Origin of the sequence: Exiguobacterium sp. USCH10, assembly GCF_037619445.1 — a bacterium.
GTDB classification, from domain to species: Bacteria; Bacillota; Bacilli; order Exiguobacteriales; family Exiguobacteriaceae; genus Exiguobacterium; species Exiguobacterium aestuarii_A.
In genome coordinates this window covers 393859-413428 of record NZ_JAQPZO010000001.1, presented here as the reverse complement: position 1 = coordinate 413428, position 19570 = coordinate 393859, and the positions used below count along the sequence as shown (strand labels likewise).

The window sequence follows — 19570 nt, the reverse complement described above, 5'->3', positions numbered from 1 at the left end:
AAGAAGAGAAGGAGTCGATACAATGAAGTCAACACAGAAGCGTGTCATTCTCGCCTCGATGTCACCACGACGTACGGAGCTACTGCGTAAAGCGGGAATCGAGCATGAAGTCATCCCATCGAACGTGATGGAAGGAACGGACGGCAAGGAGTCCCCGAGTGATTACGTTGCCCGTCTTGCCCGTGAGAAAGCGATGGATGTCGCACGGAATCATCGAGATGCTATAGTGATCGGCGCGGATACGGTCGTCGTCTTAGACGGCGTCATCTTGGAGAAACCGGCGGACCGAGAGGATGCGAAACACATGCTCGAACGCTTGTCCGGCTCGACCCATGAAGTGCTCACGGGCGTGAGTATCATCGGTGCGACGCAGGACTTGTTCGTCACGACGACGCATGTGACATTCGATGTGATTCCGGAGAGTTGGATGGAAGATTACCTTGATTCCTCAGAACCATACGACAAGGCGGGAGCATATGGCATCCAAGGGTCGGGTGGACTTTTCGTTGAGAAAATCGAAGGTGATTTTTATAACGTCGTCGGCTTACCGATTCATCCGCTCGTCAAGACGCTCGACCGGCATGGGGTGACGCCTCGCTTCCTGTGAATGCCTTGAAAGTAGGTGAAGGAATGACCATGGTGATTGACCGTAGTGTAGAGACCGCCATCGCGAGATTGCTTCAAATTGGAGGACGGGGACCGGACCCGATGGAGACGGCACGCCGTATCTCGGACGTGTATCCGACGTTACGGGCGCTGTCACAGGCATCCGTCCATGACTTGTGCAAAATCGAAGGAATGACGAAGAAGAAAGCAGAGCAACTCCTGGCCGCATTTACGATTGGGATTCGATACGTCGAAGAGCCGAAAGCGAGTATGCCGACGATTCGGTCGCCGCAAGATGCGTATGAATTGTTGCGAGACGAGTTGCGGCTACTGAATCAGGAGCATTTCGTCTGTCTATATCTCAACACGAAAAATCAACTGATTGCCCGGAAGACGCTCTTTGTCGGTGGGCTCAATTCATCGATCGTGCATCCGCGCGACGTGTTCCGTGAAGCGCTCAAGTTATCAGCAGCGTGCTTTATCGCCGTGCACAATCATCCGAGCGGGGACGCGACGCCGAGTCGGGAAGACATCGAGGTGTCCGAGCGGTTGGTTGAAGCAGGGAACATCGTCGGCATCGCGTGTCTCGACCACGTCATCATCGGGGAAGACCATTACGTCAGCATGAAGCAGCGGGGATATATGAATGGGTGAGAAGTGGAAAGCAGGCATCGGGATGTCTGCTTTTTATTTGTTTGGTGTTACAATTTGTTATTCTTCAAAGATGAGATTTTGTAGCTACATAAAATCTGCTTTGGTCATGATTCTTCATAGGCTCCTTTATAGATTTCTTTCCTGCTTACTAGAGATATTCTGCACATTCATTGATAGTTAGCGGAAGCTATAATATTTTTTAATTTTATGCATCACAAGTTTTGATGCCTCAATTTCTTCTAGATGTACTTATAGAGGTTTTTGATCATTCTTCCTGAAGCCGTTAATAGCAGGAATGGATTCAGTCACCTTGACGCGTTTTTCAAGCTGATCGATCCAGACCCGTACACTTAAATTTGGAAGATTCCACTTCAGCTATCGCAGTTATAATTGTGATGAATATATAACACATGGTGTTCGATGTACCATACACTTCTATGGATGAACAGAATTAGCGATTGTATTTTTTGAGAAAGTTGAAGAGATGGTGTAAACCACACACACTTCAAGCAAGACAACCTAATAGATAGACCAGTAGCGCATCAATGAAAATTTTTTGTAATTTTGTTTAATTCTGGTAACTCAGTGGAATGTCTGGAAATTCCTTCATCCACGTAAAATTTGATTGTCTTCCAACTCTGCGCTACGCAAAGAGCTTTCAATCGTTTACGTTGATCTGATATAGAGTAGCCTTCAATGTTTTGTTCTTCAGTAGAAACACTGATGCAAAGTCCTACTCTCTTTTGAATCATACAAACCGCCTCCTGATTTAACTATATTCCAACAAAAAATAAGAACAATAGTTCCTATCATCCTGAAAATACATAAAATTTCATTTATTTGTACACCAAAACCTTTTTATGGGATAAGATAACATACATAATCTAAAACGAGGAAATTTTTAATTGGTGATTGGCAGGCAAAAAGGAGTGTGTAATTAAGGTATGGGATACTTTTCTTTATCAGATGAATATTTGTTAAACATTGATAAGATTTTGGAAAGAGCCAATAACTCTTGGATGAAGGTTTTGCAATCTGAATTTAATATCAGCAAAAAAAGAAAGTCAGAGGAATCTAGAAAAGAAATTCTTCATGGGGTAATGTTTGGTTCTATTCCATTTGAAACTTTTATAGAGTGGCTATGTCATGTGGAGCTAGAGGGTAATAATTCAATCTTTATTTATGAAGCTGAAGAAAATGACTTTTTGAGTCATACTACTGTCGATGAATTATACGAGGCTACACAACAGAATGTAGTGCCTATTTATGAGTTAAATCCTAAAACATTGACTGACATAACTTTAGTGAATGTAAAAAAAAATTTAAACCCAGAACAATTGTTATATTCGTTAGCTGCACCAGCTAAAATTCATAATAAAAAGAATCAAGATTCTTTAGAGTTCAAAAAGCATATTTATCTTGCATATATAGTTGTAGACTTTGGTCTGAAGACAGTCAATCTGTACATGCACCCTACATCAGGTCTTTTTTCGATATGTACAATGCCTAAAAAGAGAGAATTAGACGAATTAGCATGGCTTTTCATGAAATATTTTACTGATAATATTTTAAAGTTTACATATAAAAATCCTGAATGGTTACACGAAGCTCTTTCTCGAATTTCTTCAGAATACTTTGCTCATAATAACCCTTTAATTAATTTAAAGGTAAATAGTTTTCTAAATAATTGTATGGATGAAATAATTGAAAAAGTTTCATTTTTTGATTCTGATATTAAAAAAGAAGATTCTTTATTAAGAATTAAATCGGGTATTAAGAATATATATGAAAGTGAATTAGTTGACATTCATGATCGTATCGAGACAAACATTAAATTTCATGTTTTCCTTCAACAATCAGATAGAGGGGCTACGCAATATAAGGCAAATTCTAGAGGTAAAGCATTTAGTTATGCCGAATCAAAAGATATCATTCAAAAGATGTCTGAGCATGCTGAACTTTTTAATATTGGAATTGTCCATTTTGTTGAAAAAAAACAGTATCCTTATATCGTGAAAAAATCAGATAAATATTTTTCGCTTAAAAAATATACAACTTCAGGTACTGAAAAGGAGGTAATAGATGATGTTTTACGAAAGCTTAATAGATATAAACATGAAATTGAATCTATCTATTCCTACTCAGAATCTGATAATCTTGAGCGACGAATTGACGATGTTAAGGCATGAAGCTACTGCTTCTCCAGGATATCTCTCTCGTGTTACACGTATACGTTACAATGATTTAATTGATATCCTTTACGAATTATCCGAAGAACTATTTATAGAAATCAGGTATATAGTTTTTTGTACAAATGAAGATCCCGATTTAATTCATACTTTTGAGTTCAAAAGTACGAAAGAGGTCAGAGACTTTATTAGTTCTCAAAAATTCTTATGTTTTTATTGTGATGCACATTTAGATACACAAGACATAAGAGCAGTCTTCGTAAAGATAGATAAAGTGGAATCTGATCAAACTACTTTGAGGTATAAAGTATGAGGAATGATACAGTTTCTGCAAAAGAAATCATAGCCAGGAAAAAAGACGATGAGTTTTGGACTCCTATAACAGAAGAAGAACATGATTATTATCAAAAACTGATTGATAAAGTCAGAACGACTTTAGAAAAAGGTAGTAAAAAACAAAAAGGTGATGCTTTGGAAAATTTAATGACATATGTTTATGGCAGATTTCAAATAGCATTTGTCGAAGAAAATTTGAGGAAAGGTGATAATCAAATCGATCATGTAATTCGATTTATTGATGGAATATCACCAGACTTTGTGTCTGAATGTGTAGGAACTCGTATGATAGGAGAATCAAAAAATCATAAAAAGGCTGTTAGTGTAAGAGAAGTTGCAGATTTAGTTGAACTACTTCGGTCTAAGAAGGCAAAAATAGGTCTTTTTACTTCGTCAAAGACTTTTAGCAGGGGGAGAAATAAAAATCCTTGGGTACATGCAGAAGGTAAAAGGCGAAAGTTAGCAATTGCATATAACAATGAACGGATTATTTTAGGATTTACTATTGATGAATTAGAATTATTGAAAGAAAATAATTTTTACTCAATGTTAAAGACAAAGTATTATTCATTGGTTGATGAGATAGATGATGATGTTACAGATTATCATACTGATGATTTGACAGAACCATACCCTGTGAGGTTATTCCACTCATTAAATCAACTTAAAGAAAATAAGATTATTGACGAACATGCATTTGAAATAGCATTAGATAATCTGGAAAATCGATACGGTAAGTTATAATTAGATGTTAAAAAATTATCTTTTCAAACTGATATAATAGTCTAAGATGCTCAGTAGTTAGTTTAGCAACTTTGGAGAATCTGATTGACTAGTGATAATCCAGCTTGAAGTAAAGGGAGAATTATAAATGAACAGAGCACAAGTTATTAGAGATGCGTTAGAAAATCTATATGGAGACTCAAGATTTGAAGTTATGCATGGGTCTCTTTCTACTGTTCCTATTTTGAAAGTGGGTAACGATGCAAACGAAATTGAATATATTGTGCCTGAAGTCCAGACTGTTCAGCAGAAGAATGAAGACTTTAAAATTTCTTTTTCTTTTGGGGTAATGGGAAAAATATTGACATCCGCAAGTGAAATTAAATTTAGTCTTTTTGCAAAAATGAAGCAAGAGGGAAGTCAAAAACGAATATTTTCTTCTTTAATACCTGTGGATTTTACAGATCAGGCTGTAACTGCATTTAACTTGATGGGAGAAGTGACAGACTTAAACTTTGAGTTAGATACAATAATATCTTTAAGAATTGAAGCTATTTTTACAGACTCAGATTTAATTAATATGATTAATGAAAACTTGAGTGAAGAGGAAAAACCTGTTGATAATAGCGTTACTTTCAGCGCACTGGCAGCTAAGATGCTAGTTATAGTGGAGGAAGATTAAATGGGAGCACAACGAAATAATGTTTTCTCCATTGATAAAAATAAAAATTATAATGAATTTTATAACAATCAAGATCAAGCTAGTGAGTTTACTGAAAACGAAGAGATTTACACTCTCGAAGAAACAGAATATGACTCAACGTCATCATATAGTGGTAATATTAATCTACAACAACTTTTAATAAATAGCTCTGTTAGAAATTTATCAAAAAAACCTTCAAGTAATAGTAGAATTGAATCTAATCACCCTTTAAGAGAAGGAAGTGATACAAATATGGTAGATAAGCGAATTGATCGTTTAGAAATGGAACTCGAAAAACACCAAGAAATTACAGATTTGAAATTAAAAAATACAGAGCAACGTCTCGAGTCCAAGATTGATAATTCTATGAATGAAGTTTTAAGCGCAATTGATAAAATGGAAGCCAGAATAAACGAAAAAATAAATATCATGCAGACTGCCACTATAAGTCAAATGACTGAGCTGAAAAATCAGGGGTTAACAACTAATGATGTTAAAGTTATCATTTCAGAAGAAATTAGAAATTCTTCTAACTTGAAGCATACTCGCTCAGGTGTTTATATTGCTGCAGGGGCTGGGCTTGTGTCTGTAGTAGCTTTATTGTTTCAAATTTTCGGATAACAATAACTATCTTCAACTGAACTGCCCCATAAAAATTGGACATAAAAATCCAACTATTATGGGGTGTTTTTAGGGTCAAATTTACGAAGACTTAAAAAAACTATATTGGGCAGGCCTTTATGAACGCTGGGGCGAGACGATTTTCAATCCATGCTATACAGCCCACTCACAGACGTTTAAACTTAGGGTACTAAACGACATGACGGAAAATGCGCTGTCCTTGATAGACGCGACCCTCAAGTGCAGACTCTCCTCTCCCGGGATGATTTCCTGTTGGCGATCCACGTACAAGCAGGAGGGACCCGAGGGGGCTGACCGCCAAGCCGAAAAGACGTGCCCCGATGCCAAGAAAGATGAAACAGGAAACGAAAGAGATGACGGAGTTCGAGAGGCTCAAAGAACGGGTCGAGTTCCTCGAGATGGAGAACGCAAGGTTAAAAAATTGAAAGCCTTGGTTCAAAAAGAGGAAACGCGACGAACCGGATCAAGGCGCAAGTTATCGATGAGCTACGGACGACCTATCCTGTGCCGGGCCTTTTTCAGGTGCTCGATATGGCTCGGAGCGTCTACTTTACTATTGGCGGACGCGCCTGACGGCCGGGGACAAGTACGCGGACGTGAAGGAAGCGATCCGGCCCCTATTCCATGAACACGAAGGATTGATGCATCCATGCGCTTCTCGAGCGCCAAGAACCCGAAAACCGTCTTACGTCTCATGGACGGGCTCGGTCTCAAATGCCTCGTCCGCATGAAGAAAAATCGGTCCTACAAAGTAGAGGTCGGAACGATTGCACCGAACCTCCTCGAACGAGATTTCCAGGCAATGGGTCGGAACCAGAAGTGGGTGACCGACGTCAAGGAGTTCCGTCTTTTCGGGGAGAAGTTCTATCTCTCACCGATGATGGATCTGGCAAATCGTGAAATCATCACCTTTACGATGTCCGATAGTCCGAAGTATCCGTTCTTCGACGAAATGTTCAACCAGACCCTCCAGAAACTCATCAATGATACGAGATTGACCAGGACTGACAATACCAATTCCGCACGTTTGCGTCGAAGCTGCGCGAGCACGGGATCACCCAGAGTATGTCCCGAAAAGGCAACTGTCTCGACAACGCGGTCATCGAGAGCTTCTTCGCCGTGCTCGAGTCCGAGCTCCTTTACCTCAAGAAATTCGAGGACATGGCCCACTTCAAACGAGAATTCGTGCGCTACAACGATTACTATACCCATCGTCGCATCAAGAAACGACTAAAAAACCTGGGTCCGGTCGAATACCGAACCCTGGTTCTACAGGTTGCATAACCAAACTATTGATTTTGGTTCAGTTCACATCGGGGAAGACCATTACGTCAGCATGAAGCAGCGGGGATATATGAATGGGTGAGAAATGGGAAGCAGGCATTGTGATGTCTGCTTTTTTTGTTTCGTTCTATTTTTATAGAAATTGCTATCGGAAATGATGAAGTGGATAAAATGAAAACAGTTCAGGAAACAGGTATAACTGACCTTTTAAAAAGAAATGTCAGGTAGAAATCATGGTCAAGACAATGATTGAATAATCCTTATGAACCCTTTGGTTGATAAGGAGGAGCTGGCTTGTCAAAAAGACATATGATTAATCTTGTAGGATGGATATTTTTTATATTCCTGACTCTGAGTAAAGAGTTTTATCCTGAACAGTCTTTAATCATCACAACGGGGCTTGGGGGTCTAATTTGTATGATTATCGGTCTATCAATGGTTTTTTATGGAGTTAATGATAAACATCAAGCTCGTCAAATGAACGAATGAAATGCGAGTGTTATACATCCGATTAAACGAAAACGGTCTCTACATCTCCTTGCAACAAACTATCTTGCATATATTAAAGAAACTATGACTAAGAAAAAGGAATATACAATTTCCTCCAATTGAATCACGGACTTTGGTAAGATATCAGATGAGGTGTTCAACATGGAAAAAATCATCTGGTTGTTCATGATCGGCGTCTCGCTCCTCGTGAGCTACGTCCATCTAGACACAACCATCTTCTCGCTCGTCCTATTCGTCCTATTTTTATTTGTGAGTACGGCGCTCTTTCTTCGGTTTGACGAGGGCCACTGGCTCAATCGCGTCTCACCGCTCGTCGGTGTCGGGGTAGGCATTCTATCACTCATCGCCTATCTTGGTCTGGTTGTGTTCACTTTCAACGAACTCGACCAACTTGGCATTTGGACGGTGCCCGTCCGCTTGCTACTCATGTACGTTGGGATCTACATATTCGTCATGACGACGACGAGCTTTTTAGCCGGAGCGACGCGCTTGAAGCCGTCCCGCTTCTTTCGACCGGTCCTGATCTTCTCAGTCTTCTTTTACGGCGCGATGTTACTGCTTCCGCTCCAACCTGGTTTGTAACCGTTCTCTCTTAGGCAGACGCCCACTCGCGTCTGCTTTTTTGATTTGCCTTTTTCCTCAAAAGAAGGCAAACTAGTAGACGGTGAGACAGGACTGAGATGCGGTTATTGTAAATAACCTGTAATCGAATGAACGTTTTCAAACATGATTTTTCCGTTATAATAAAAAATAGTGTAACGAAGAGAGGAGCAACACCTATGTTTCGTAGTTTTAACCGAGAAATCGGAATCGACCTTGGAACGGCTAACACGCTCGTTTACGTAAAGGGTCAAGGAATTGTTGTTCGTGAACCGTCCGTTGTGGCGTTCCGCACAGATACAGGTAGAATTGAGGCCGTTGGTAACCAGGCCAAAGATATGATTGGACGTACACCAGGGAACGTCTCTGCTCGTCGTCCGATGAAAGACGGCGTTATCGCTGACTTTGAAACGACAGCAACGATGATCAAATACTTCATGGAGCAAGCTCAAAAATCAAAAGGCGGTTTGTTCTCATCGAAGACGAACGTCATGATTTGTGTGCCAAGTGGTATCACGTCTGTTGAAAAACGTGCTGTTGAAGATGCGGCAAAACAAGCAGGCGCTCGTGAAGCTTATACAATCGAAGAACCGTTCGCGGCAGCAATCGGCGCAGGTCTCCCAGTTTGGGAACCGACTGGCTCGATGGTCGTGGATATCGGTGGCGGTACGACCGAAGTCGCAGTGATCTCACTCGGCGGCATCGTGACAAGCCAATCGATTCGTGTCGGTGGTGACGAAATGGATGATGCCATTATTCGTTACATCAAAAACAAGTACAACCTCATGATCGGGGAACGTACGGCCGAGACGCTCAAAATGGAAGTCGGTTCGGCGCGCATCGACGCATCGAACGAGGCGGAGAAGATGGAAATCCGTGGTCGCGACCTCGTGACAGGACTTCCGAAACAAATCGAAGTGTCATCTACCGAAGTATGCGAAGCACTCTCAGATACAGTCGAAGCGATCTTGGCAGGTGTCAAGCAGACGCTCGAACAAACACCACCAGAACTCGCGGCTGACGTGATGGACCGTGGAATCGTCTTGACTGGCGGCGGCGCGCTCCTCAAAAACTTGGACGACGTCATCTCAGACGAGACGCACATCCCGACACTCGTTGCGGATGAGCCACTCGACTGTGTAGCAGTCGGTACAGGAAAATCTCTTGAAATGATGGACGTCCTCCGTTCGAAATCAGGCATCTCGTCACGTCGATGAGAGGTGAGACACGATGAGCCGATTCGTACGTAATAAAAAGCTCATCATCACGCTAATTGTACTGATCTTGTTTTTCGTCATTTTAGGGGTTTCGATTCGAGGACGATCGGAATCAGCCTGGTACCAAGACGTCACGCGTGATGTGGTCGGCACGTTCCAGCGAGTGTTCGCGGTACCAATCGGATGGATGGACTCGACCGTCTCATCCATCTCGGACGTCCGCGACATCTACGAAGAGAACCGTCAACTGAAAGAACATTTGGCGAAGTATGCCGAGGTATCGGTTGAGGCAGATGATTTGCGCCGTGAGAATGAGGAGCTTCGGAAAATGGTCGAAGCGAAAGACGAGTCGTTACGCGACTTCGACCTCATTCCGGCGGAGGTCATCGGTCGGACACCGAACGATTGGCAACGCTACGTCACTATCAACGTCGGTTCTGAAAGCGGCGTTGAGAAAGGCATGGCCGTGACCGCGGCGAGCGGGATGGTCGGTCGTGTCATTCAAACGAGTGCCTATACGTCACAAGTGCAACTGCTCAGCGACAACAACCGGACGAACAACGTCTCGGCTGTCGTCAAAGATGCGGACGGCAAAGCGACGTATGGGACGATTGACGGCTTCGATACGGAGACGAACGAATTGTTCTTCACGAAAGTATCGAATAGCGTCAAGCTGAAAGAAGGAGAAATTGTATCGACCTCTGGACTCGGAGGACGTTACCCGGCCGGACTCGTCATCGGTACGATCGAGTCGATCGAGACGGACGAATATGGCGTCTCTCAAGTCGCCCGGATCAAACCGGAGGCCGACTTCAATGAGTTTTCACAAATGTACGTGATTGATCGGACACTAGACGAACCGTTTCTAACGGGTCCCGAGGAAGGAGGAGCAGCGGGTGAGTAACATGAAAGTGTTCATCGCCCTGTTCCTCCTTTTTCTTATTGAAGGAACATGGGCATCGATTTTCTCGTGGCACTATGCCACGCCGTATCTTTTATTGACGCTAATCGGACTGATGTTCGTCAGTCTGTACGGTCGATGGGAGACGGCGCTCGGGTTCGGTCTTGTATTCGGGTTGCTGTATGATATCGTCTACACCGACTTGCTCGGAATTTATGTATTTACTTTTTCACTCATTCCTCTCTTAGCCAGCTTCGTGTTAAAATATATAGGTGAGAACTTCTTCTCCGTTACCATCACCTTCACGTTCATGATTGTCGTATTCACAGTTGCGATATACGGGATCATGGCAGCGATCGGTGGGACGTTGATGACGATTCAAACACTATTGATTGAACAGATTCCAGGGACCGTGCTCGTCAATGCCATCGCCATCGTGATTCTTTATTATCCGATGATGCGGTATGTGACGATCCGACCTGTTGTGAAAAGAGGGTAGCCATGATGGAGCGTAAACGACACATTACGATTAAAGGACATCGCAACGGAATTGCCATCCACTTCAATCCGAAGAGTGGCATCGACGAGGTGCTTACGGACTTTGAAGCGACATTACAAGAAATGGAGCCGCCGTCCGGTAAGATTGCCCTGAAGTTGCACGCGGGTACTCGTTATCTTGACGAGGAGCTGACACGTCAAATTCGTGAGGTCGTCGCTCGTCATGGCGTTTTTTATATTGAAGACTTGTCGAGCGATGTCATGTTGACGGAAGAAGCGAAAGCGACGTACGGCAGAAAGACGTTCCACTATCATAGCGGGACGATTCGCAGTGGACAGGTCCTCGCGTTTGATGGCTCGGTGCTTGTGATTGGGGACATCAACCCTGGTTCTGAGGTCCGGGCGACAGGAAGTATTTATTGTTTGGGCACGATACGAGGAAATGTGCGTGCGGGTGTCGAAGGATGGGAAGAAGCGGTCATTACCGCGAGCCTCCTCCATCCGAAGTTTTTGGCAATCGGCGAACATGTTCTCACGTCCGACGATGAGGAAGAACTTCCTGAGATTGAGATGGGTTGTGCGTATCAGACGAATGACGGGATCGAGATGACACGTCTCCGCCACGTCATGACCGGTCTGAAAGACGCATATGCAATGGAATTACAGAGAGGGTGAGTGGAATGGAGCAAGTAGTGGAGCCTGTACATACAGAAAAAGAAGTGAAAAACGGCAGAGCCATCGTCGTGACATCAGGAAAAGGGGGCGTCGGGAAAACGACGACGACCGCCAACATCGGGACGGGGCTCGCCTTGTCTGGACACTCGGTCTGTCTCGTCGATACGGATATCGGGTTGCGTAACCTCGATATCATTCTCGGACTCGACAACCGGAGCATTTATAACCTCGTCGATGTCATCACGGGACAATGTAAGTTGAATCAGGCGCTCGTTCGCGACAAGCGGTTTGAAGAGATGTACTTACTTCCGGCCGCACAGTCGAAAGACAAGACGTCGGTCAATCCTGAGCAAGTGAAAGAGATTGTCGACCAATTGAAGACGGAATATGACTTCGTCTTGATCGACTGTCCTGCAGGGATCGAGCAAGGGTTTATGAACGCGATTGCCGGAGCGGACGAGGCGATTGTCGTCACGACGCCTGAGAAGGCAGCCGTACAAGATGCGGACCGCATCATCGGGATGCTCGAGCAAGCGAGTCACATCGAAGCACCGAAGCTCGTCGTCAACCGGGTGAAAAATCACCTCGTCGAATCGGGCGATATGCTCGATATCGATGACATCATGCGCATCTTGTCGATCGACCTCCTTGGTGTCGTCATCGATGATGAGGAAGTCATTGCCGCTGCGAACCGCGGTGTGCCGGTCACGATGAACCCGGACAACAATGCCGGACAAGCGTACCGCAACATCACACGTCGCATCCTCGGCGAATCGGTCCCGCTCATGTCGATTCAGACAGAGACGGCGCCGGTCGGCTTCTGGGCACGACTCATGATGAAATTTGGAATGAAAAAAGCGTAAAGGCAACGAAAGTTGCCTTTTTCTGTCGAAAGGAGAGGTGCACATGAAGTTAATCTACGAACGAACACCTTCCATTGAACGGGCGATGCTCGTAGACGGGGAACGGTTACTCGAGGTCGAAGAACGCTTCGTCGACCAATTATCGGTCGGTACGATTGTCGAGGCTGCGATTGAACGGATCCACCCGTCACTCGGCGCGGCTTTTTTGACGGACGGGGAGACGACGTTCTTTTTACCGATTGCGGAGACGCTTCGCGCACTGGCCTCGTATCCGGACGTGCCTGCCATCGGACAAGCGGCTGTCGTCGGGGAAAAACGACTCGTGCAAGTGACGAAAGAAGGCATCAACGGCAAGCATCATAAAGTGACCGAAAACATTCGGTTCGGTGGACGCTATCTCGTCTACTTCCCGTACGGTCGTCGTAAACTGTTCAGTCGGAAGCTCGACCTCGTCACGCAGGACCGTCTCTCGAAGTCGGTTGCCCTTACAGAAGAGGAAGGGGTCCTGTTTCGGACGGAGGCCGGACAAGTGGCACCAGACGCCTTACAAGAAGAACTCGACTTGCTCCGAGATCGTGCGAAAGCTGTAATCGAACAGCGGTACGGGCAAGACGAACTACTCTGTGAACATTTCGTGCGGCGTCATGCGGTCGAGTCGGTCCTCTTGAACGACAAGGAAGGACAAGCTCGCGTTGAACGCCTGGACGTTCCCGTGAAACGTCACATCGGCAAAGGTCGAATCCCTGAGGCGAAGCGTCTCGACGAGGCGATTGAAAAGCTCGAGAGTCGTGCCGTCTGGTTAGATGGCGGGGCGTTCGTCTTGATCGAACAAGTCGAGACGATGACCGTCATCGACGTCAACAGTGGAAAGAACGTCGCCGTCAAAGACAAGGGGCGCGCGGCCGACACAATCAATGAAGCGGCGCTCTATACGATCATGGAGCAGTTGCGCTTACGTAACATCGGCGGCATGATTGTCATCGACTTCCTACGCGGCTCGAAAGATGGTCAGACCCGTCTCCTGAAAAAGATGAAAGAGCTCGGAGCACGTGACCCACGACGGGTAGAAGTGTACGGCTTTACACGGATGGGGTTATTCGAATTGTCACGAGAACGGACCGGACGCTCGATCCAAGACCGGATGACATATGGAGGCAAGCCGTCGAAACTGGCCGTCTTCTCGCAGTTTGAACGCGCGCTCCTTGATCTGAGTGGGCAATACGAGGCGGTCGTGCTCTCACTACCTAAGAAGTGGCATGCCGCTTCCTGGCATGAATTTAACATTGACGTACACCTCGTCGAAGGGGAGCCGGAGTTCGCCTTTTACGGGACGTCCGCAGAATGTCAGAATTTCTTATCTCGCCGTTGACAATGAATAATTGAGAGTGGTATTATCTATAACGTTAGTTCGTTTGGAAGCACCCAAATGGCTACAACCGCACAGAACGGGTTTTAAAGGTATTTGCCCTGCCCAGGATGGCGAGTCTGAGTTTAACAAGGAGGTGCACGTATATGTACGCAATCATCAAAACTGGTGGTAAGCAAATCAAAGTTGAAGCAGGTCAAGAGATCTACATCGAAAAACTCGATGCTGATGTCGAAGGTACTGTAGAATTCGGTGAGGTTCTTTTCGTTGGTGGTGACGATGTTAAAGTCGGCGCTCCACTCGTAGAAGGCGCTAAAGTTGTCGGTACTGTGGTAAAACACGGCCGCGCTAAGAAGATCACTGTCTTCAAAATGAAAGCTAAGAAAAACTACCGTCGTAAGCAAGGTCACCGTCAGCCTTACACGAAAGTTCGCATCGAGAAAATCGAAGCGTAAGCTATGATTCGGGTCAAGGTAAGACGAGACGAGGCGAACTCGATTCGCTCCGTCGAAGTGACTGGTCATGCCAACTTTGCAGAACCTGGTTCTGACTTGGTGTGCGCCGGTGTTTCAGCCATCATATTTGGTGCCTATAACGCCGTCGAAACGCTTGCGGGTCAATCGCTTCTTGTAGAAATGGCAGATCAAACAGAGGGTGGTTACTTTTATGTCGAGACGTATCCTGACTTATCACCGCAGGATATGGAACGCACCCAACTGTTATTAGAAGGGATGCTCGTGCAGTTAGACACGGTCGCCCAAAGCTACGGTGAATATATCCAAATTGAACAATAGGAGGTGGACCTCATGTTACAATTGAACCTTCAGTTCTTCGCTTCGAAAAAGGGAGTTGGTTCGACTAAAAACGGTCGTGACTCAATTTCGAAACGTCTCGGTGCAAAACGCGCTGACGGACAAACAGTTTCAGCTGGATCAATCCTTTACCGCCAACGCGGTACAAAGATTCACCCAGGTGAAAACGTTGGCCGTGGTGGCGACGACACTTTGTTTGCGAAAGTTGACGGCGTAGTACGCTATGAGCGTCTTGGTCGCGACAAGAAACAAGTGAGCGTTTACCCAGTCGCGTAAGTTGAACGACGCAGAAGACTCTAGCCACTTTTTTGGTTAGAGTCTTTTTTTCTAGGAGAGGATCAAATGGATTCAGAACAGACACTCGAGCTCTTATCGACCGTCCGTCACGAATGGATGAATCGGCTTCAATTGATCTCGCTCTATGCGGCACTCGATCCGAATAAGCTCGAGGAACTTTACGAACGCTATCGGAAACAGGCCGACGAGGAGAGTGCGCTCGTTCGTTTGAACGTGCCACAGACGAGCCTTGTCGTGATTCAAGCGAATTGGGAAGGACGGATGACGTATACGATTTCGACCGACCAACTCGCCATCGATGATGCGCGAGTGGCAGAGATGCTTGTCCGCTTGTTGAAAGACACGGACGGGCCGATTCATGTGACGTTCACGGACGGACTGATGGTTCGCGTCACGGGAGAAGTCCCGGAAGACGTGCTCACGTCAGCCGATGTGTACGAACAGAACGTAGAGATGACTACGTTTCACATAAAGGAGGGGAAATAAATGTTTGTCGATCAGGTTAATATTTTTGTAAAAGCTGGAGACGGCGGAAAAGGGATGGTTGCCTTCCGTCGCGAAAAGTATGTCCCAGATGGTGGACCTGCAGGTGGTGACGGTGGTCACGGTGGAGACGTCGTCTTCGAAGTAGAAGAAGGATTGCGCACACTCGTTGATTTCCGTTATTCGAAGAAGTTTATCGCCCACGACGGCGAAAAAGGAATGTCAAAAGGGATGCACGGACGTAAAGCGAAGCCGCTCATCGTCAAAGTCCCACCTGGTACCATCGTATTCGACGCAGAGACGGATACGGTCATCGCCGACTTGACGGAGCACGGACAACAAGCGACGATCGCCAAAGGTGGACGTGGTGGACGTGGGAACTGTCGTTTCGCGACACCGGCCAACCCGGCTCCAGAAATCGCGGAGAACGGTGAACCAGGTCAAGAGCGTGAATTGCGTCTTGAATTGAAACTCCTCGCAGACGTCGGACTCGTCGGTTTCCCGTCTGTCGGGAAATCAACGCTTCTGTCTGTCGTTTCGTCGGCACGTCCGAAAATCGGCGCGTACCACTTCACGACGATCACACCGAACCTCGGTGTCGTCAAGACAGCGGACGACCGCAGCTTCGTTATGGCCGACCTTCCAGGTTTGATTGAAGGGGCTAGCCAAGGCGTCGGTCTCGGTCACCAATTCCTTCGTCATATCGAACGGACGAAAGTCATCGTTCACATGATCGATATGAGTGGGATGGAAGGACGCGATCCGTTCGAAGATTACACGACAATCAACCGTGAGCTTGAGTCGTATAACTTACGTCTTCTCGAGCGTCCGCAAGTCGTCGTCGCAAACAAAATGGATATGCCGGACGCAGAGGAACATCTTGAAGAGTTCAAGAAGAAAGTAGGAGACGATGTCAAAGTCTTCCCAATTTCTGCCCTCGCACAAGATGGCCTTCGTAACTTGTTGATCGAAGTGGCGAACTTTGTCGATACGACACCTGAATTCCCACTCGATGAGCTTGAAGAGAAGACAGCGACGCCTCGTGTCGTGTATCGTTATGAGAAGGAAGAGAAAGGCTATCAGATCCACATCGATGAATACGATCGCTTCGTAATCACGGGCCCTCGCATTGAGAAGCTCTTCAAGATGACGAACTTTGACCATGATGAGTCGATCAAACGATTCGCTCGTCAAATGCGTCAGATGGGCGTCGATGATGATCTTCGTAAGCTCGGTGCCGAAGACGGCAGCGTCGTTGCGATTCTCGACTTCGAATTCGAGTTCGTGGAGTAAGAAAAAAATTATTTGTTAAGAAGAAACGGAGTGTGAAGCTAACGTGGACCCTGTGCCCTCGTCAAGTTTAATTCTATATGTAGTTCTCGTCATGTTGTCAGCGTTTTTCTCATCAGCAGAAACGGCGCTTTCGAGTGTAAACCGTGTTCGGATGATTCGGATGGCAGAAGACGGCGACAAAGCCGCAAAACGCGTCCTCAGTCTCGTCGACCGCTTTGACGATACGCTCTCGACGATCCTCGTCGGGAACAACATTGTCAACATCGGTTCGGCGACGGTATCGACCGCCATCGCCACGTCGATTTTTAGTGGCGGTACGGGTCTTCTCGTGTCGACGTTCGCGACGACTGTCATCATTTTGATCTTCGGTGAGATTTTACCGAAGTCGCTCGCCAAAGAGTTTGCGGAGAAGTATTCGCTTCTCATCAGCGGGATTCTCGTGTTCCTCGTCAAAGTCCTCAAACCGGTGACGATGATTTTCACTGGGTTGAAGAAGTTGACGCTTCGGATGATCGGGATGAAAGACAAGGAACCGTCCGTCACGGAAGAAGAGTTGAAAGTGCTCGTCGATATGGGAGAAGAGGAAGGTGTGCTTGGTGAGACGGAAGCTGAGCTCGTCCATAGCGCCTTCGCCTTCAACGATATTACCGTCGATGACGTCTTGACGCCGCGAATCGATATTTTGGCTGTCGACATCGACGATTCGCTCGATGAAATCAAAGACACGATTTTCAGTGGAGGACATTCACGTTTGCCGGTCTACAAAGACTCGATTGACAACGTCATCGGTGTCTTGTCAGAACGTGACTTCTTACGTTCGATGATGAAGGATGAAGTGACGGATGTCCGTTCGCTCATCCGACCGCTCACATACGTGTCACCACAGACGAAATTGATTGAACTACTTCCGATTCTCCAACAGAAACAATCTCACATGGCTGTCGTCCTCGATGAATTCGGGGGCACGGCGGGTCTCATCACGTTAGAAGACATGCTTGAAGAACTCGTCGGCGACATCTGGGATGAGCACGACGAATCTGTCGTCTATCTCCGACGTCTCCGTGAAGGGGTCTACGAGTGTATGGCTGACATGAACGTCGATGAATTCGCCGAAGAGATGGGGATTGCGGAACCAGACGTCGATTCCAACACGATGGGCGGTTGGTTCGTTGAATTACTCGGCGACATTCCGGAGAAAGGTGCACAAGTCACGTATCAAGACATGACGTTCACCGTTCTCCACGTGGAAAAACGCCGTGTCCGGAAACTGTTAGTGGAGACTGGACAATCACAGCAAGAAGATCTACAAGAAGAAGCATAAAGAAAAGGGATGATTCGCGCGTAGCGGATCATCCCTTTTTGCGTTACACCGATTGGCGCTCGATGCGCTCAATCAATTCGTATGGACGTACTTTGTAGATGGCGTATGGCATATATACAGGGTCGATCGCATCGAGGAAGCGCATCTGGAAGTGCTCCCGTTTGATATAGTCACCGACGTTACGCGAATCGACTTTGTAGAATCCGACTTCCTGTGTTTCCCCGGCTTGTGGTCTGAGGTCCCCGGATACATATTTTGCACGGAACGTGACGCAGAGGACGCGGGACGACACGTTTTGATAAATTCCCGTGATGCCTTCGACCTCGATTTTCACGCCTGTCTCTTCGTCCACTTCACGGTGGATGGCGTCGACGAGCGACTCGTGCTCTTCCACCTGTCCGCCCGGCATCTCGAAGGAGTCGTTTCGGTGCATGTTTTTGACGAGGAGGACCTCACCTGCTTCATTCGTGATATACGCTGTCACACAGACGATTGCACGCGGTGGCGTATAGTGACCGGTCGGCATCATGAACTCTTCGCTCGACTTGATATACAGGTCTTTTCCGAGGCGGGCGCGCTGCTTCATGGCGTCCCGTCGTAACATGCTACCGCGGTAGTCCCGCTCGACTTGTTCATAGTGTTCACGGTCCCGGTATTCCCATAGTGCCATGACCTCCGACTTGTCTTCGGTCACCCAGCGTCCGACGAGTCGGGCGCCATGGGACGCTTGAATCGGATAGATGTATGTATGGAAGAAGTCGGTGAATTCTTGCAGGCGTTCAGGTCGAATCGTATACGTTTTACGGCGATGGAACATGGTGATTCCTCCTTTTTCGTTGTGCGGTGTCCTGTTTGTGTGACCGCGATTCGCTTACATGGTTCTTATTCGACAGATGATAGCGTTTCCCTTTCCGACAAAAAAAGAATCAGCGTTCGTTACGCTGATTCTTTCACATGTTTTGGTTGCTGACGAAGATGACGGACGACGAGAAAAATTCCGATGGCGAGCGCCAGGAAGGGCAGGATGTCGTCCATGAAGTGGCCAATCATCCGCCAGTTGTTGCCGAGCATCATCCCGACATGAATGAAGATGAATGACCAGACGGCAAAAATGACGGTCGTCACCGACAAGAACTTTCGGAACGACAGGCGCATCACGCCGGCACTGACCGCGAACAGCTGGCGCCAGAACAGGCTGAGACAGACGATCCATGCCCCGTATTTCTCAAACCAGCGCTCGGCCCGCAGTTGCTTGTCTTGCCGAATCCGGAAATAACGATACAGCTTCAAGGCGACGGGACGCCCACCATATCGACCAATCCAGTACAGACCGATCTGACTGAGCGTGAAGGAAACCCACGCCAGTAGGAACATCAGGAAGAAAGACGCGTCATGCGAATCGACGAGAAAGCCGCCATATGCGAGAACGAGTTCGTTCGGGATGAATTGGATGAAGATGCCGAGAGGAATGCTGAAAACACCACATACGGCAAGCATGTGCTCGAGGACGTTCATGACGAGATCTCCTTTCAAAGTGATTGCAGGAAACTTGTTCCATCCATCAGTATAACGGACATGACTGAAAAGAAAAAGAAGA

General features: G+C 46.4%; 24 protein-coding genes, 1 pseudogene and 1 other annotated feature. Of the genes and pseudogenes, 22 read left to right on the top strand and 3 right to left on the bottom strand.

All coding sequences use genetic code 11. The features are described from left to right. The first annotated feature begins 22 nt into the window (after positions 1 to 22). Both PQI28_RS02140 and radC read left to right on the top strand, forming a co-directional pair. The gene (locus tag PQI28_RS02140) at positions 23 to 607 is read left to right on the top strand and encodes a Maf family protein (RefSeq protein ID WP_339962413.1); all 585 of its coding nucleotides are present in this window, start codon (positions 23 to 25) and stop codon (positions 605 to 607) included. A gap of 23 nt (positions 608 to 630) precedes the next feature. Further along, on the top strand, positions 631 to 1260 hold the full coding sequence (gene radC, locus PQI28_RS02135) for a RadC family protein (RefSeq protein ID WP_214785274.1): 630 nt from the start codon (positions 631 to 633) through the stop codon (positions 1258 to 1260). A 542-nt stretch (positions 1261 to 1802) separates the two neighbouring features. Here radC and PQI28_RS02130 read toward each other — a convergent pair. Next, positions 1803 to 2012 carry a recombinase family protein gene (locus PQI28_RS02130; protein WP_339962412.1) on the bottom strand — a complete coding sequence of 70 codons (210 nt, stop codon included), beginning with the start codon at positions 2010 to 2012 and terminating at the stop codon, positions 1803 to 1805. 192 nt (positions 2013 to 2204) lie between these two features. On the opposite strand from PQI28_RS02130, the gene PQI28_RS02125 reads away from it, so the two are divergent. The 20 genes and pseudogenes from PQI28_RS02125 to PQI28_RS02040 all read left to right on the top strand — a co-directional run bounded on the left by PQI28_RS02125 (position 2205) and on the right by PQI28_RS02040 (position 17973). Then, positions 2205 to 3449: a hypothetical protein gene (locus tag PQI28_RS02125; protein ID WP_339962411.1), complete on the top strand. Its 1245-nt coding sequence runs from the start codon at positions 2205 to 2207 to the stop codon at positions 3447 to 3449. Between the two features lie 309 nt (positions 3450 to 3758). Beyond that, complete coding sequence (locus tag PQI28_RS02120; RefSeq protein ID WP_339962410.1) at positions 3759 to 4529, top strand: hypothetical protein; 771 nt, start codon at positions 3759 to 3761, stop codon at positions 4527 to 4529. A gap of 127 nt (positions 4530 to 4656) precedes the next feature. Then, complete coding sequence (locus tag PQI28_RS02115; protein ID WP_339962409.1) at positions 4657 to 5190, top strand: hypothetical protein; 534 nt, start codon at positions 4657 to 4659, stop codon at positions 5188 to 5190. Next, positions 5191 to 5832, top strand: coding sequence for a hypothetical protein (locus PQI28_RS02110; protein ID WP_339962408.1), 642 nt, complete (start codon positions 5191 to 5193; stop codon positions 5830 to 5832). A 670-nt stretch (positions 5833 to 6502) separates the two neighbouring features. Further along, positions 6503 to 6859, top strand: a pseudogene (locus tag PQI28_RS15605) (IS3 family transposase); the annotation flags it as partial. Between the two features lie 32 nt (positions 6860 to 6891). Then, on the top strand, positions 6892 to 7137 hold the full coding sequence (locus tag PQI28_RS15600) for an IS3 family transposase (protein WP_445236741.1): 246 nt from the start codon (positions 6892 to 6894) through the stop codon (positions 7135 to 7137). A 294-nt stretch (positions 7138 to 7431) separates the two neighbouring features. Beyond that, on the top strand, positions 7432 to 7626 hold the full coding sequence (locus PQI28_RS02105) for a hypothetical protein (protein WP_339962407.1): 195 nt from the start codon (positions 7432 to 7434) through the stop codon (positions 7624 to 7626). 162 nt (positions 7627 to 7788) lie between these two features. Beyond that, entirely contained in the window at positions 7789 to 8229 is a 441-nt protein-coding gene (locus PQI28_RS02100; RefSeq protein WP_339962406.1) for a hypothetical protein, read from the top strand. 197 nt (positions 8230 to 8426) lie between these two features. Continuing rightward, the gene (locus tag PQI28_RS02095; protein WP_214695333.1) at positions 8427 to 9464 is read left to right on the top strand and encodes a rod shape-determining protein; all 1038 of its coding nucleotides are present in this window, start codon (positions 8427 to 8429) and stop codon (positions 9462 to 9464) included. Positions 9465 to 9477: 13 nt separating this feature from the next. Beyond that, positions 9478 to 10368, top strand: coding sequence for a rod shape-determining protein MreC (gene mreC / locus PQI28_RS02090; protein ID WP_074035245.1), 891 nt, complete (start codon positions 9478 to 9480; stop codon positions 10366 to 10368). Position 10369: 1 nt separating this feature from the next. Beyond that, a complete protein-coding gene (gene mreD, locus PQI28_RS02085; RefSeq protein WP_083600174.1) occupies positions 10370 to 10864 on the top strand; it encodes a rod shape-determining protein MreD in 495 nt (164 codons plus the stop codon). A 5-nt stretch (positions 10865 to 10869) separates the two neighbouring features. After that, entirely contained in the window at positions 10870 to 11538 is a 669-nt protein-coding gene (locus PQI28_RS02080) for a septum site-determining protein MinC (protein ID WP_243834777.1), read from the top strand. 5 nt (positions 11539 to 11543) lie between these two features. Beyond that, positions 11544 to 12401, top strand: a complete 858-nt coding sequence (minD, locus tag PQI28_RS02075; RefSeq protein WP_214695335.1) for a septum site-determining protein MinD — start codon at positions 11544 to 11546, stop codon at positions 12399 to 12401. A gap of 43 nt (positions 12402 to 12444) precedes the next feature. Beyond that, on the top strand, positions 12445 to 13770 hold the full coding sequence (locus PQI28_RS02070; protein WP_339962405.1) for a ribonuclease E/G: 1326 nt from the start codon (positions 12445 to 12447) through the stop codon (positions 13768 to 13770). 55 nt (positions 13771 to 13825) lie between these two features. Next, positions 13826 to 13898, top strand: a sequence feature (ribosomal protein L21 leader region). Between the two features lie 15 nt (positions 13899 to 13913). After that, positions 13914 to 14222: a 50S ribosomal protein L21 gene (gene rplU, locus PQI28_RS02065; protein ID WP_015881153.1), complete on the top strand. Its 309-nt coding sequence runs from the start codon at positions 13914 to 13916 to the stop codon at positions 14220 to 14222. Between the two features lie 3 nt (positions 14223 to 14225). After that, a complete protein-coding gene (locus PQI28_RS02060) occupies positions 14226 to 14561 on the top strand; it encodes a ribosomal-processing cysteine protease Prp (RefSeq protein ID WP_074035231.1) in 336 nt (111 codons plus the stop codon). A gap of 12 nt (positions 14562 to 14573) precedes the next feature. Beyond that, complete coding sequence (gene rpmA, locus PQI28_RS02055; protein ID WP_015881155.1) at positions 14574 to 14855, top strand: 50S ribosomal protein L27; 282 nt, start codon at positions 14574 to 14576, stop codon at positions 14853 to 14855. A 66-nt stretch (positions 14856 to 14921) separates the two neighbouring features. Next, complete coding sequence (locus PQI28_RS02050) at positions 14922 to 15362, top strand: Spo0B domain-containing protein (RefSeq protein WP_274664648.1); 441 nt, start codon at positions 14922 to 14924, stop codon at positions 15360 to 15362. Continuing rightward, on the top strand, positions 15363 to 16652 hold the full coding sequence (obgE, locus tag PQI28_RS02045; protein WP_074035227.1) for a GTPase ObgE: 1290 nt from the start codon (positions 15363 to 15365) through the stop codon (positions 16650 to 16652). A 43-nt stretch (positions 16653 to 16695) separates the two neighbouring features. Next, positions 16696 to 17973: a hemolysin family protein gene (locus PQI28_RS02040; protein ID WP_214785269.1), complete on the top strand. Its 1278-nt coding sequence runs from the start codon at positions 16696 to 16698 to the stop codon at positions 17971 to 17973. A gap of 43 nt (positions 17974 to 18016) precedes the next feature. Here PQI28_RS02040 and PQI28_RS02035 read toward each other — a convergent pair whose 3' ends face one another. After that, positions 18017 to 18790: an NUDIX domain-containing protein gene (locus tag PQI28_RS02035; protein ID WP_214785268.1), complete on the bottom strand. Its 774-nt coding sequence runs from the start codon at positions 18788 to 18790 to the stop codon at positions 18017 to 18019. A gap of 119 nt (positions 18791 to 18909) precedes the next feature. Further along, entirely contained in the window at positions 18910 to 19488 is a 579-nt protein-coding gene (locus PQI28_RS02030; RefSeq protein WP_214785267.1) for a DedA family protein, read from the bottom strand. Positions 19489 to 19570: the final 82 nt, after the last annotated feature.

Excerpts from the sequence above, each read along its gene's own strand:
- PQI28_RS02140 (WP_339962413.1), top strand. The coding sequence starts at position 23 with ATGAAGTCAACACAGAAGCGTGTCATTCTCGCCTCGATGTCACCACGA.
- radC (WP_214785274.1), top strand. The coding sequence starts at position 631 with ATGACCATGGTGATTGACCGTAGTGTAGAGACCGCCATCGCGAGATTG.
- PQI28_RS02130 (WP_339962412.1), bottom strand. The coding sequence starts at position 2,012 with ATGATTCAAAAGAGAGTAGGACTTTGCATCAGTGTTTCTACTGAAGAA.
- PQI28_RS02125 (WP_339962411.1), top strand. The coding sequence starts at position 2,205 with ATGGGATACTTTTCTTTATCAGATGAATATTTGTTAAACATTGATAAG.
- PQI28_RS02120 (WP_339962410.1), top strand. The coding sequence starts at position 3,759 with ATGAGGAATGATACAGTTTCTGCAAAAGAAATCATAGCCAGGAAAAAA.
- PQI28_RS02115 (WP_339962409.1), top strand. The coding sequence starts at position 4,657 with ATGAACAGAGCACAAGTTATTAGAGATGCGTTAGAAAATCTATATGGA.
- PQI28_RS02110 (WP_339962408.1), top strand. The coding sequence starts at position 5,191 with ATGGGAGCACAACGAAATAATGTTTTCTCCATTGATAAAAATAAAAAT.
- PQI28_RS02100 (WP_339962406.1), top strand. The coding sequence starts at position 7,789 with ATGGAAAAAATCATCTGGTTGTTCATGATCGGCGTCTCGCTCCTCGTG.
- PQI28_RS02095 (WP_214695333.1), top strand. The coding sequence starts at position 8,427 with ATGTTTCGTAGTTTTAACCGAGAAATCGGAATCGACCTTGGAACGGCT.
- mreC (WP_074035245.1), top strand. The coding sequence starts at position 9,478 with ATGAGCCGATTCGTACGTAATAAAAAGCTCATCATCACGCTAATTGTA.
- mreD (WP_083600174.1), top strand. The coding sequence starts at position 10,370 with ATGAAAGTGTTCATCGCCCTGTTCCTCCTTTTTCTTATTGAAGGAACA.
- PQI28_RS02080 (WP_243834777.1), top strand. The coding sequence starts at position 10,870 with ATGGAGCGTAAACGACACATTACGATTAAAGGACATCGCAACGGAATT.
- minD (WP_214695335.1), top strand. The coding sequence starts at position 11,544 with ATGGAGCAAGTAGTGGAGCCTGTACATACAGAAAAAGAAGTGAAAAAC.
- PQI28_RS02070 (WP_339962405.1), top strand. The coding sequence starts at position 12,445 with ATGAAGTTAATCTACGAACGAACACCTTCCATTGAACGGGCGATGCTC.
- rplU (WP_015881153.1), top strand. The coding sequence starts at position 13,914 with ATGTACGCAATCATCAAAACTGGTGGTAAGCAAATCAAAGTTGAAGCA.
- PQI28_RS02060 (WP_074035231.1), top strand. The coding sequence starts at position 14,226 with ATGATTCGGGTCAAGGTAAGACGAGACGAGGCGAACTCGATTCGCTCC.
- rpmA (WP_015881155.1), top strand. The coding sequence starts at position 14,574 with ATGTTACAATTGAACCTTCAGTTCTTCGCTTCGAAAAAGGGAGTTGGT.
- PQI28_RS02050 (WP_274664648.1), top strand. The coding sequence starts at position 14,922 with ATGGATTCAGAACAGACACTCGAGCTCTTATCGACCGTCCGTCACGAA.
- obgE (WP_074035227.1), top strand. The coding sequence starts at position 15,363 with ATGTTTGTCGATCAGGTTAATATTTTTGTAAAAGCTGGAGACGGCGGA.
- PQI28_RS02035 (WP_214785268.1), bottom strand. The coding sequence starts at position 18,790 with ATGTTCCATCGCCGTAAAACGTATACGATTCGACCTGAACGCCTGCAA.
- PQI28_RS02030 (WP_214785267.1), bottom strand. The coding sequence starts at position 19,488 with ATGAACGTCCTCGAGCACATGCTTGCCGTATGTGGTGTTTTCAGCATT.